Annotated in this window: 11 protein-coding genes and 2 pseudogenes; 6 read left to right on the plus strand and 7 right to left on the minus strand. The window is 60.3% G+C overall.

All coding sequences use genetic code 11. From position 1 onward, the window contains the following. Positions 1-132: 132 nt before the first annotated feature. The gene (locus ACFQU1_RS11120; protein ID WP_378132396.1) at positions 133-1002 is read right to left on the minus strand and encodes a hypothetical protein; all 870 of its coding nucleotides are present in this window, start codon (positions 1000-1002) and stop codon (positions 133-135) included. Between the two features lie 240 nt (positions 1003-1242). On the opposite strand from ACFQU1_RS11120, the gene ACFQU1_RS11125 reads away from it, so the two are divergent. Further along, positions 1243-2247 (plus strand): AraC family transcriptional regulator ligand-binding domain-containing protein, encoded by a 1005-nt coding sequence (locus tag ACFQU1_RS11125; protein WP_378132398.1) that lies wholly within the window; start codon positions 1243-1245, stop codon positions 2245-2247. Positions 2248-2272: 25 nt separating this feature from the next. Here ACFQU1_RS11125 and ACFQU1_RS11130 read toward each other — a convergent pair. After that, positions 2273-2518, minus strand: a pseudogene (locus tag ACFQU1_RS11130) (mannitol dehydrogenase family protein); the annotation flags it as partial. Positions 2519-2713: 195 nt separating this feature from the next. Here ACFQU1_RS11130 and ACFQU1_RS11135 point away from each other — a divergent pair. Together ACFQU1_RS11135 and ACFQU1_RS11140 are read left to right on the plus strand one after the other, a co-directional pair. After that, the gene (locus tag ACFQU1_RS11135) at positions 2714-2989 is read left to right on the plus strand and encodes an FAD-dependent oxidoreductase (RefSeq protein ID WP_378132400.1); all 276 of its coding nucleotides are present in this window, start codon (positions 2714-2716) and stop codon (positions 2987-2989) included. 342 nt (positions 2990-3331) lie between these two features. Beyond that, complete coding sequence (locus tag ACFQU1_RS11140) at positions 3332-3550, plus strand: hypothetical protein (protein WP_378132402.1); 219 nt, start codon at positions 3332-3334, stop codon at positions 3548-3550. A gap of 396 nt (positions 3551-3946) precedes the next feature. Here the strand turns inward: ACFQU1_RS11140 and ACFQU1_RS11145 are convergent, their stop codons facing one another. Together ACFQU1_RS11145 and ACFQU1_RS11150 are read right to left on the minus strand one after the other, a co-directional pair. After that, on the minus strand, positions 3947-4969 hold the full coding sequence (locus tag ACFQU1_RS11145; RefSeq protein ID WP_378132404.1) for a TRAP transporter substrate-binding protein: 1023 nt from the start codon (positions 4967-4969) through the stop codon (positions 3947-3949). Positions 4970-5220: 251 nt separating this feature from the next. After that, positions 5221-5516, minus strand: a pseudogene (locus ACFQU1_RS11150) (NAD(P)-dependent oxidoreductase); the annotation flags it as partial. A 331-nt stretch (positions 5517-5847) separates the two neighbouring features. On the opposite strand from ACFQU1_RS11150, the gene ACFQU1_RS11155 reads away from it, so the two are divergent. Further along, on the plus strand, positions 5848-6975 hold the full coding sequence (locus ACFQU1_RS11155; protein WP_378134014.1) for an iron-containing alcohol dehydrogenase: 1128 nt from the start codon (positions 5848-5850) through the stop codon (positions 6973-6975). Positions 6976-7118: 143 nt separating this feature from the next. Next, positions 7119-7865 carry an SDR family oxidoreductase gene (locus ACFQU1_RS11160; RefSeq protein ID WP_378132406.1) on the plus strand — a complete coding sequence of 249 codons (747 nt, stop codon included), beginning with the start codon at positions 7119-7121 and terminating at the stop codon, positions 7863-7865. Between the two features lie 458 nt (positions 7866-8323). On the opposite strand, the gene ACFQU1_RS11165 is transcribed toward ACFQU1_RS11160, so the two are convergent. The 3 genes from ACFQU1_RS11165 to ACFQU1_RS11175 form a co-directional block, all read right to left on the minus strand. Continuing rightward, positions 8324-9601, minus strand: coding sequence for a TRAP transporter large permease (locus ACFQU1_RS11165; protein ID WP_378132408.1), 1278 nt, complete (start codon positions 9599-9601; stop codon positions 8324-8326). Continuing rightward, positions 9598-10143, minus strand: a complete 546-nt coding sequence (locus ACFQU1_RS11170; RefSeq protein WP_378132410.1) for a TRAP transporter small permease — start codon at positions 10141-10143, stop codon at positions 9598-9600. Before ACFQU1_RS11170 ends, ACFQU1_RS11165 begins: the two co-directional genes overlap by 4 nt. A 220-nt stretch (positions 10144-10363) precedes the next feature. Then, positions 10364-10654, minus strand: coding sequence for a DUF1330 domain-containing protein (locus ACFQU1_RS11175; RefSeq protein ID WP_378132412.1), 291 nt, complete (start codon positions 10652-10654; stop codon positions 10364-10366). Between the two features lie 211 nt (positions 10655-10865). Between ACFQU1_RS11175 and ACFQU1_RS11180 the strand changes: the two genes are divergently transcribed. Continuing rightward, entirely contained in the window at positions 10866-11675 is an 810-nt protein-coding gene (locus ACFQU1_RS11180) for an IclR family transcriptional regulator (protein WP_378132414.1), read from the plus strand. Positions 11676-12196 lie beyond the last annotated feature (521 nt).

Here is a 12196-nt window from a genome sequence, read left to right on the forward strand (position 1 = left end):
TCGTCATCTGTCCACCTCACTGAGAGTGCCTGCGGCGGTGCATGGTCTCTGGCTAACGACCGCAGTGGCGCGTGCAATCCAAAATACCGATATGCCCAAATGCGTAGTGACTTTGTCAGGCGATGCCATTCGCTATTTAGGAAAGAGGAACTGCAGTTGCGCCCGGATCTGCCATTTCGGCCCGACATCGTCGGGTGCGATGATGTTGTAGTAAGCGCCGAGCTGCGCATTGATCGGTTGCTTGCCGACCCGGAAGACCCGACCAACAGCTCCGCCGACCGGCAGCGTCCACCGATTGTCGTCGTCGGCCATCCAGTTCGCCGTGATGAGCGGAGAGGACGAAAGATACCATCCACCCTTGAAATTGTAGTTGACGAAGGGCTGCAAGGTCGTCTGGTTGACGTCCTGGCGACCGCCCTCCCCGGCAAATGACCAGATGTTGTTAATGAGCGCTCCAAAGACCCAAGGGCCCTCCATGATAAGGCCAACGGCCGAGGGGCCTGCGCCCCATTTTCCGGATCCGAGGTTTTTATCCGTGGCTGTCGGCAGCAGAAAGGCCGGCCCAATTCCCCAGATAAATTTGCCGGAATGTGCAGGCGATAGAAAAAGCGTCGCCGTTGTGTCGCCGAGACCGAAGGTCCGTTCGTCGCCAGGATAGAGTTTTGGCTGAGAAATAACAGGTACGATAGTTCGCGTTATCAAGTTCCATTCTGTTGAAATGTTGAATGGTATAACTGGCTGTATATTGATTATTTCTTGTGCCTTACCGAAGGGACCAGAACCAAAATTGGTATTGAACTGAAATGGCACGCTGATCATATCAGCGACCGGATTTTGGGCCGCCTTGGCGAGGTCCTCGGTGCTGGACGTTGCTTCCTGTGCCTGGGCTGCTCCCGACCACACCAGGGCCGTAACGAGTGCCCGTCCGGCCGGAAGCCATGAGAGGCGCGCCGCGACAACGTTCACGCGCGCCCGAAACACCGGCCTGGTCGCCGGGACCATGGATGCACTCGCTGCGGCAGAAGAGCCACAGATGGATCGAAAGCCCAAGACGCGACTGACGAGCAGGGGTATCTTCCTGACGCTCACGCCGACATGTCCTTCGCCTACATTCGAAGCTACGCCCACAGCCACAAACGAGTTTACTCGCTTGCCCCGATACACGTATACTGCAAAGCAGCAAAGTGACTTAGATACCACTCATTTTGCGCCACCGTGGCAGTATTTTGGAGTATCGTGGGCATGACAGAGGTTCCGGTCATCTCCAGCCACATACTTCACGGCATGCCGGCCTTTGTGCGTCAGGAGATGGGGGAAAGGGCGCTTCGGCAGGCCAATCGTGCGGTGGGCTTTGATCTCGAGCTTGTCGAGGGCCGGAATTGTTTCATCCCGCACGCGGCAGTTGTTGGCTTCGTCAATGCCGCGGCACGAGCGGCGGGCGAGCCTAACCTCGGGATCCTGATCGCCCCGGTGATGAATGTTGCCAACTATGGGAGTTTCGGGCGGTATGTACTTGGGGCCGAAACGCTAGGCGAAGCCATCGAGCACAGCATTAGCGCGCTGGGCTATCATAGCACGGATGACAGAATATCGGTCACAATCGTCGGTGACGAGATCCGGTATAGCTATGCCTTTGCCTTAGCCGGCCGGACCGGCTATGATATTATCGCCTGTGCGGCGGCTGGCGTCCTGCTGAGCGTCTTCAGGGCCTATTTGCCTGTTGACTGGAAGCCGCTGCGCATCGAGCTAGATCTCGATAAGCCGCGCCAGACCGAGTTGTTCGAAGATGCCTTTCAGTGTCCGGTCCTGTTCAACTCATCCGCAGTCACCGTTGTCATAGAACGCCATCATTGGTCTGCGGCCCTGAGGCATCCCTCTCGGCCGATCGTCACCATTGAGGATGTGGCGCGAGACCGACGGGGCGGCGCTCCACGCGAAGTGCTCGACGTTGTCACGGAGCAGATCCGCGCCCAAGTTCTCACTGGCAGCGTGTCCATCGATAGCGCTGCACAATCGATGGATACCAGCGTCCGAACGCTGCAGCGTGAACTGAATCGGGCTGGCACCGATTTTCGCAGCTTAGTGAACACAGCAAGGCTTCGTCGAGCCACCGAACTCCTTCGGCATACGAACGGCTCGATCACCCGCGTTTCGGCGGAGATGGGATATTCCTCTCCCGCCAATTTCGCGCGCGCTCTCCGAAAAGCGACCGGCCTTGCACCACGGGAGTTTCGCCTCAAAATCTAGCCGGGGCACGTCCGTCTGCCTGGCCCTGCGAGCCGTCCATGGCGATCTGCCAGGTGCGGTGCTTCAGCGCCCTGTTGCGGAAGCGTTCGATGAGCGAGGCCTTGTAGCCCGCAACGTCAGCGCCGGCCGGCAGGGTGAGCGTGACCGTCGTATCGTCCATGAGCGCTGCGACATAGGGATCGGCCATGGCATCGGCCACCGTTTCATGGCTGGCGAGATAGCCGAGATAGGCGATGGCCGAATGGCTGCCGTTGAGGAGCCGGAGCTTCATCTAACCCGCCGGTTCAAGAGTCGGCTAGGCGGTATCGGGAAGCTGCGCGGCAGTTTGTCGAGCGGGAAACACCGCGAAACTCCGACTTTTTGCAAATGACATATGGGACAGGTGAGGCTTTAATCGAACCGGAGGGTAGACCGGCGAGAGAGACGGGTTCATGCGCATGTTGAATCTTCGAAGGACGATCGAGGTATGGTGAGCCGCGGGCTCCAAGTCGTCGTGGTCGACGGCGGTGTGGTGGGTGCTTCCACCGCTTGGCATCTCGCGCGAGCGGGCGCGCGCGTGACGCTCAGTGATGCTTTTGGAGAGACAGCCCGAGATCCCCGGTGGCAGATCTCTTCGCGCAGCCGCCGAAGCTGTCACTACTTTCCGTCAATGCAGCGCACCGCCCTACGACAGCAGACGGATTGCTGCTTCGTAGATGTATGCCGGGGGCTGGGCTGTACGCGGTTGTCGCCCACCCTGTGATCTTGGCTCCATGCCTCGGCCGACCTGCCGCGAATGATGCATGCAAGCCTAGGCTTAGCGATTCTTGGATCATGTATTGCGCGGCAAGAAGGTCGCAGAAGTGTCATAACTAGAACGGCCGCTTCAGCCAAACGCCTCTCGATAGCGGACAGTCCGCTGTCGGCCCTCTGCGGTCGCAAAGCAGTCAGGCGAGAATGCGCCCCATCCCGGTCGTTCAGGCGAACTTATCCTTCGTTTCAGAGCGGACATCATTCGAGCGAGGGAGGGCGGCCGCCTCCAAGACCGGCACCGCACCATAGTCGTTTGAGCTTAGTCGGCATGGCCGCGCGAATTCATCCACACATGGACGAAGGCCGTCTCTATCACAACCATTTTGACGAGGCGCGAGCGGCCGTTGCGCCGGCCGAACCGCTTCCGTCGATGTGGCTCAATCAGTCGGTGACCAACCTGAGCGCGTTCCGCTACGAGGATTTCCGGTTGTTGCCCACGCCTCGATCAAGGCTCCGATCGCTGTCTGACGCCGCGCACCTTCGCATGTCCATCCACGTTGCCGTGGCTTGAAATGTCGTCATTGGCAGCGGATGCGGACTATGCTGCCGGCGCGGGGCGCTGACGCGATTTGCATCATCGGCGGCGAAATCTAAGGCCATGCGCGGTGCGTCTCGCTCCGCTCCCAGAACTGGCGACTGTGAGGCGCGGTTGCTCGCGGTGTGGGTCTAGCCCGATACCGCCATCGATTGGGTGCCGCATGACTCTTGGGGCAAGGGCATGCGTGGGGTCATCTGACGATCTTCAGGGCCGCTCGACCGAGCAAGAGCCATCGTACGCTCCGCCGACTTTGGCCTGCCCGTCGCGGTGCGCCGACGTGGCCGACGCCAGACGAGGCTCCGTGATCCGATTGAATTTAGAGAAGTGGCGATGCGGGGCTGCACCGCATCGCCGACATAGGCATGTTCTTTACTGACCGGCGACTGCAGCCATAGCCGCTCGTGCCTGCTCGACCACATCCGCGCCGATCTTCTCGCTGTATTCCTTCACGACAGGTGCAACGCGCTCGCGCATGGCTGCGAGGGCTTCGGGCGTGGGTTGGGTAATCTTGAAGCCCTTCGCCACGAGCTCCTGCTCCAGATCCTCCGCCGACTTGCGAGAAACTTTTCGCTGGAAGGCTGCCGATTCCTTCGCGGCGTCCATGACGATCGCCTTGTCTTCGTCCGAGAGGCTTCCGAACCATTTCTGGCTCGCGAGAAGAACGAACGGCGTGTAGACGTGGCCCGTCTTGGCCAGATATTTCTGCACCTCATAGAACCTTGCGGTATAGATCAGAGCGTAAGGCGTCTCCTGGGCATCGACGGCGCCATTTTCGAGGGCGCTGTAGAGTTCAGGCCAGGGAAGCGGCGTCGGATTGGTTCCCAGAGCCTTCCAGGTCGCGATGAACAACGGGTTGGGTATGACGCGGATGTTGATCCCTGCCATATCCTCCACCGTGTTGATGGGACGGATCTTGTTGGTCATGTGGCGGAAGCCGTTGTCCCACCACGCCAGCCCGACTATGCCGGTCTTTTTCTTCAGCTGCGAGAACAGCTGCTCGCCGACCGCGCCGTCCATGACGGCATCCACGGCGGCGAAGTCCTTGTAGAAGAACGGAAGGTCGAAGATCATGAACTGCGGAACAACGCCGACCAGGTTGGGCGTCGGGCCGACCATGATGTCGATGAAGCCGGCCTGAACCGACGCCTGCATCTCGGGCTCGCTGCCGAGCACGCCGTTGCCGAACGTATCGATCTTGATGCGACCGCCGGTCTTCTCGTCTACCAGCTTCGCGAAGTAGCGCGAAGCCTGCCCCACCGGATGATCTTCCGTGGGCACGTAGCCCAGGCGGGCATTCTGGGCCATGGCCGGCGTGGCGGCCAGAAGGCCTCCGACAAATGCCGCAGTCAGAAGCAAAAGTTTCATTGAGTTCTCCTCCCCAGGATGGTTCACGGAACCAGTATGCGCGGATTGTTCACAGACGCGAACAAGTCCGGTATTACGTGTATTGCGGCCTAAACTTTGGACGAGAGAAATTGTCCACAATATGGGCGAATTGTCCAACAAGATATGATGGGCAGACTACTCCCGATTGTCAACGCTTCTCGCCACGCTCCAAAGCACGGCGACGAGATGGCTGGCGTTGGGTTGACGCCTTGGCCGCTGTGCCGGTTGAGGCGCGCGGACCCTGGCCGCCACCGAGCCTAGGGCACGGGCGTAATCGCCGCTCCGCTTTGGAACCAGGCGATCAAGTTCCGCGTGAGGAGATCGGCCATCGTGGTGCGCGTCGCGATCGACGCGGATCCGATGTGCGGAAGGATCGTAAGGTTCTCGAGCGCCAGCATGTCATCCGAGACATTGGGCTCATCAGCAATGACATCGAGACCGGCCGCCGCAATGGTTCCTGTCCGGAGGGCGCCGATCAATGCATCTCGTCCACCACGGTTCCGCGGCCGACATTGATGAACACGCCCTCCGGTCCAAGGGCAGACAGCACGTCGTGTCACTGCCGGTGCGAATTTCCGCGAGCGGATCAGTGCAACGCCAACGTCACCGCCAGGTTGTCCACAATGTAGTCATTATGCCCACATTGATGCTAAGGTTATAACGCTGCTGTCAATGGCCGCCGCAGCGGGCCTGCGAAACGCCACGCTTGACATCTGAAGAGTTCCGATCGACACTTGGGCAATATGTCCACAATATGGACGCAAGTGGCGAGGGCGTCACGTTTTTGCACGGCTCCTCAAAGCGTGCCGAGTGCCACCCGGTGGCTGCGGCGGTGCATTGGGGGGCGGTATATCGAGGAGAGCGGCAGCGTGAATACTCGCGGCGTGAATACCATAACTTATCTTACAAACATTAGTTTCGGGCTTGGGGCGGCCGAGTCGTTAGCGGAAACTTTGCGCGAACTCGGAGTGTCGAACCCCCTGGTAATCAGCGATCACGGAGTCCGGGCCGCTGGCCTGCTCCAGCGCCGTGCTTTCGCGTTTCTGAACACCGCGCCGACTTTCCTGGACGTCCCCTCCAACCCGACCGAGAGCGCAGTTGCGGCCGGTCTGGAGCTATACAGACAAAGCGGTTGCGACGGGGTGGTGGCGATTGGCGGGGGCTCTCCGATTGATCTCGCCAAGGGTGTTGCGCTGCTCGCCACGCACGACGGCGAACTCGAGCGCTATGCGGCGATCCTGGGCGGCGTGGCGCGCATCACAGGCGCGGTGGCGCCGCTCGTGGCTGTCCCGACAACCGCGGGTACGGGATCCGAGGTGGGGCGCGCCGCATTGATCACGCTGAACAATGGCCGGAAGCTGGGGTTCATCAGCCCCTATCTGATCCCTCGCAGGGCGGTCTGTGACCCGGAGTTGACGTTGGGGCTTCCTCCGGCATTGACGGCCTCGACAGGACTCGACGCGCTGTCCCATTGCATCGAGACCTACCTTTCTCCCCGCTACAATCCGCCTGCCGAGGCAATTGCCGTCGACGGCTTCAAACGCATCTGGAAGGCTTTGCCCGTCGCCTACGCGGATGGCTCGAACGCGCAAGCGCGGAGCGATCTCATGATGGGTGCCCTCGAAGGGGGCATGACGTTCCAGAAGGGGCTTGGAGCCGTCCATGCGCTCAGCCACGCCCTGGGTGGTCTGAAGGAGGCGCAACTCCATCATGGGACGCTCAACGCCATCCTGATGCCGCCCGTCCTCCGGTGGAATGTGAAAGTCGAGGCCGTGGCTGAAAAAGTAGGCCACCTCGAGAGCCTGGCAGGACTTGACCAGATAACGCTCGCAGACGCGCTGGACGCGTTGAACCGCCGTCTGGGCATCACGCCGAGATTGTCCGAATTGGGTGTGCCCCGGCATGTCATCGATTGGGTATGTGAGCGGGCCCTCGCAGATCACAGCCACCCCACCAATCCACGCCCGCTGACCAAGGAAGACTACGCCTCGATACTTGAGTCCGTCTTCTAGAGCATTTCCGGTGAACTTCGGTTCACCGGAAATGCTCTAGGTCTTTGTTTATATGCATTTTCTTCACGCGAACCGGTGTCCACTTCGCTCGAAAATGCTCTAGGCCGGGAACGCCTTCAGACAGGAAGCGGGGAGGCAAGTCCTTGAGACCGATTGTAATCGTAACGGGCGCAAGCCACGGCATCGGCGCCGCGACGGCTCGGCTGTTCGCCGCTGACGGCTACGATATCTGCATAAACTATCTCTCGGACGCCGCGGCTGCATCGACGGTCGTTGAGGACTGCAGGGCCGCAGGCGCCCGCGCCATCGCGGTGCAGGCAGACGTGGGGAAAATCGAGGACATCCAGGCCCTGTTCAGCGCATGCGACGATGCGCTCGGGCGGGTGACCTGCCTGGTCAACAATGCGGGGATCATCGGCAATGCCTGCAGAATCGAGGATCTGCAGCCTGCAACCCTGGAGAGAACCTTCAGGGTGAACGTATTCAGCGTCATGTATTGTATCCAGGAGGCCGTGAAACGCATGTCGACCCGTCGGGGCGGGAAGGGCGGGACGATCGTGAATATGTCGTCCCTCGCGGCCTACCTTGGTAGCCCCAACGAGTACGTCCACTATGCCGCGAGCAAGGGTGCGGTCGAATCCATCTCCTTCGGTGCGGGCAAAGAGTTGGCATCGGAGGGCATTCGCGTGAACGCCATACGTGTCGGGACCACCAACACGCGGATACACACCCAAGGCGGAAACCCCGAGCGGCCAGCCAGGATTGCGGCGGCAACCCCCATGGGCCGCATCGCAGAGCCCGAAGACATCGCGCGCGCGGCCCTGTGGCTTGCGTCTCCTGGCTCCGGGTTCATGACAGGCACCCTGATCACGGTGTCCGGGGGGCTCTGACGCCCCAGGCATATCTCACAGGGAGTGCCAGGTTCCCTGGCACACTTGCCGAGATCGGTTGCCTCCCTCATTCCCGGACCTGCCACTGAACTTTCCTCCAGCGGCGATTGACGCGGATTCGAGCCGATTGAATCGCGGATTCTCAGGTCAGGCTCCTGTTCAAGCTGCCGCCCGTGATGGAGGGACGCCGCGCCGGCCAAGCGAGTTCTGAAGGCTGAACGAATGCCGACCAGTCGGCGTACCCCCAACCGGAAGCTTCTTTGTCTGGCTATCGAATGCCGGCGGCAAGGTCGCCTCGCCGAGCGCCTTCGCCTACCAGCACGCGCATTTGACCTGCTCCAGCGGTTGCATTTCCTTTCGCGTAAGGCGCCCCCGCTATCGGCCTCGTCGAGGCCCTGTGTCGCATGGGTGGAGAAGCCGTCGTCGAATATTTAGAGCAACTCCTCGATGGTTTGAGCTCAGTGCAACCAAGATGCTGGTACGGTCACCAGAGCCGGAAACAGAACCAGCAGCACAATGAGTACCATCTGAGCCACGAGGTAGGGCATGGCACCCTTCGTAGCCGCCTCCATTGAAACCCCGCTGATTCCACACACTGTGTTGAGCACCGTTCCAACAGGAGGCGTGATAAGGCCGACCGCATTGACCATCATGAAGATGACCCCGAAATAAACCGGGTCAATCCCCGCCGCCTTGACGATCGGAAAGAGGATAGGCACCAGAATTGTGATGCAGGGTGCGAAATCGAGCGCCGTGCCGACGACGAAGACGGCCACAACCATCATACCCATCAGCAGGATCGGCGAGTCGATGAATGGACCGAGGAGGCTGACAAGCTGGGCGGGCATATTGGAGATCGTCAGCATGAAGCCGGAGATCATAGAGGCTGCCACCAGAAGCATGATCACTGCCGTCAGGCGCCCGGAGGCCAGCAGCGCGTCATAGAGTAGCCGCGGTGTCAGCTCTCGATAAACAAACACCCCCACGAACAGTGCATAGGCGGCGGCAACGACGCCGGCCTCCGTAGGAGTGAAGAGACCGAACCGCAGTCCGGCCAGGATAATCACCGGCATCATCAACGCCCAACCGGCGGTCATGATGGTTTTCGGGAGGTCCCTGCGCGGGAGTTTGAGCCGGACCGACGCCGTTTCCTTTTTGGAGAGGAACCGCCAGGCGATCATGAGGCTCACCCCCATCAAAAGCCCCGGTATGATTCCGGCGAAGAATAGGCCGACGATGGAAATATTTGCGGTGACGCCCAGAAGGATGAACCCGACAGACGGCGGGATCACAGGGGCGATGATGCCCGTCGCCGCCATCAAGCCCGAGGCTCGACCCATGTGATAGCCCGCATCCCGCATAAGGGGGACCAGCATGACGGCTAGCGTCGCCGTATCCGCGATTGCCGACCCGGAGACGCTGGCAAGCACCAGGCCCGTGCCGATGACCACGTAACCGAGGCCGCCACGTATATGACCGACGAGCGCCAAGGCCACGTTCACGATCCGGCGGGAGAGGCCGCCTGCGTTCATGAGCTCGCCCGCAATAAGAAAGAACGGGATCGCCATCAGCGGATAGCTGTCTGCGCCATTGACCAGCCGTTGTGCCAGGATCTGCGCATCCAGATTTCCCATGAGCAGCATCATCGCAACGCCCGACAGCATCAGGGCGAAGGCAATGGGGACCCCGATGCCCATCGCACCGAGGAGAGAAGCGATGAATACCAATCCGCTCACGGTGTTTTCTCGGAATTTAGCGCCGGGGACACGACCGGTGGCAGCTCGACGTGCTCTACTCCCGACCAAGGGGCTGGCAGGAGGCCGCGCAGCGAGCGCCACAGATCAACAAGGAGAACCAGAGCCATCAGGATGGCGGCGGCGAACCCCGCGGCGTAGATGGCGCCGACGGGAATTCCCGATAGTGCCTGAACGTTGCCCCACTCGATGAGGGTGAGCGACCAGCTGCCCTTTGCCAGGAGCCAGCAGCACCAAAGCATCAGGCCGTATGAGGCAAGAAAGCAGACGAAGCGTGCCCCGCGAGGCAAACGGACGACTAACGAGTCGACGCCGAGATGCGCGCCCTTGGCCAGGGCCACCACGGATCCCATAAAGATGACCCAGACGAGGACCACACGGGAGACTTCGACGGCAAACGGAATGCCTGAGCTGAAACCGTAGCGCAGCACGACGTTTGTAAAGATCAAGAGGCTGATGACGGCCATGCCGATGACGACGAAGACGTCAAAAGCCTTGAAAAGCCACTGCAACGGTGCGGGCATAGTTCCCCCCAGAAGGTTGTGCGCCCATGCGACGTCCTCGCCGCACTCTGACGAGGCTACGGAGAAGGCGAGCATGGCGCCCCCGCATGCCGGTCGGGCCCGAAAGGCCCCATCGCGTGATCAAGCCCTGTGCTGCTACTCCGGCCGAACAGCGCACAGCGGCAGAAGCAACGTTCCCTCCAACCACCACTACAGGAAGGTTCAAACCTTGCTTCCGGCGTCAGACGCCTTCCACCACGGTCAGATGTGCCTTGGCGTACTTGGAGCGTGCCTCGATGGCCTTCCGATACTCAGGGGAGTTGTAGCAGGCGAGGGCAGTCTCGTAGTCCTTGAACTCGATCACAGCCACGCGGTTCGCGTCTGGCCCTTCCATGACCTGGTGTTTTCCGGCGCGAACGACAAAGGTCGCGCCGTATTTGTCGAAAGCGGCCTTGTTCAAGGCAATGTATTCTTTGTAGCCCTCCTGGTCTGCAATATCGACCATAGCAACCCAGTACCCTTTTTTTGTCATTGCTTATCCTCCCAGCAGCAATTCCCGCGCCCTCTCGCCGAAGGTCGGACTGCCCGATGCGTTCACTTTCGGTGCACGTGAACTTGCCGTTGACCCTCCCCGATCATACGACTAGAACCGAATTCCGGAACACTGACTACAATATGGACAATTTGCCCACGAAGGTGTAGTGCCGCCATGTTCCGTTGTCAAGCTTCCGGGGAGTTATGCCATGAGCCTGAGTGACCTCCAGGACGAAGCAGATGTGAGGGCTCCCAAACCCGTGCAGGGAGCGGCTTCGTTCTCGAAGTTCATGACGGTGCTCCAGATCATCGCGGATTCCCCCGGGACACTGGACATTGCCCAACTGACCAAGCGTGCGCGTTTCCCGCGGGGGACGGTCTACCGACTCGTGTCGGCGCTGATCGCCGAGGGACTCATCACGCAGTCCGGGGAGAGCGGAACGTTTCGCCTTGGGCCGCGCCTTCTCCAGCTCGCTGCCAAGACCTGGGAGGATTCCGACCTGCGGACGATCGCAAGGGATTTTCTGGTATCGCTCCGCGACGCAACGGATGAGGTCGTGCACCTTGCGGTGCCCAGCAACAACCAGATGGTCTACATAGACAAGTTGGTCGGCTCCAGCACAGTTCAGATGAAGACGAGCATTGGCGGCCAGGTTGAACTTCACTCCACATCCGTGGGCAAGGCGTGGCTGTCTGGCCTGCCGGACGAGCGGTTGCTGGAAGTTATCAAGGGGTTGGAGTTAAAGCGCCACACCGCCAAGACGCTAACGACGCCCGAGGCGCTGCTCGCGGAACTGAAGCGGACGCGCGAGCAGGGGTTTGCATTTGATGACGAGGAGAACGAGCCGGATATTCGTTGTCTCGGCAGCCCGATCTTCAATCGTCAGCGGGAACCGGTCGGAGCGATAAGCGTCAGTATGCCCGTATACCGGCACGACGCGCGACGTCACGAACTCTGCGCCAGGTTGGTGCGTCAAACGGCGGAACGGATCACTGCCGAATTATCCAGGATTCTGTAGCGCCGTCGTTCGAGGAGAGGCATCGAAAGACAGTTGTGCTCGTGCCCGATGACCTGGGGGCGCCGGCAGCTCGGCTGCCGCTGATCTATATCATTTAACTTGAGGCCCTACCCTCCTCTGGTTTTAGGGAGAGTGCTGGGTTCCATTTCTGACCTCATGCGGCTTGTTTTCCGGTGTAAATTTCATTGCGAGCTCGGCCGGTGGCATGTTGCCGAGCTCCGAGGATACTCTTTAGTGGTTGTAGTCTTCCTTTCATGAGGTGATGGCGCTGCGGGCCTTGGTCAGCATCGATGACTTGGCAGACTTTGACTGAGGCATGGCCCAGAACGGCAGCTCACCGGGAACATCTCATAACCGGACCGTCCGGCGAAGCCCCCGTGTGGCAAAATTTGCCTAGTCAGCTTCGCGCCCCATGTCGGTCATTCAGGGTATCGAGGTGACTACCCGAAAGCAGACATTCCGACGCGGTCTCAACGGCGGATTGAAGGTATAACAGCCTTTAGAGGCTGTTGAGGATGCTT

The organism is Chelatococcus sp. GCM10030263 (assembly GCF_042666455.1).
In the GTDB taxonomy this organism is placed as follows: Bacteria; Pseudomonadota; Alphaproteobacteria; order Rhizobiales; family Beijerinckiaceae; genus Chelatococcus.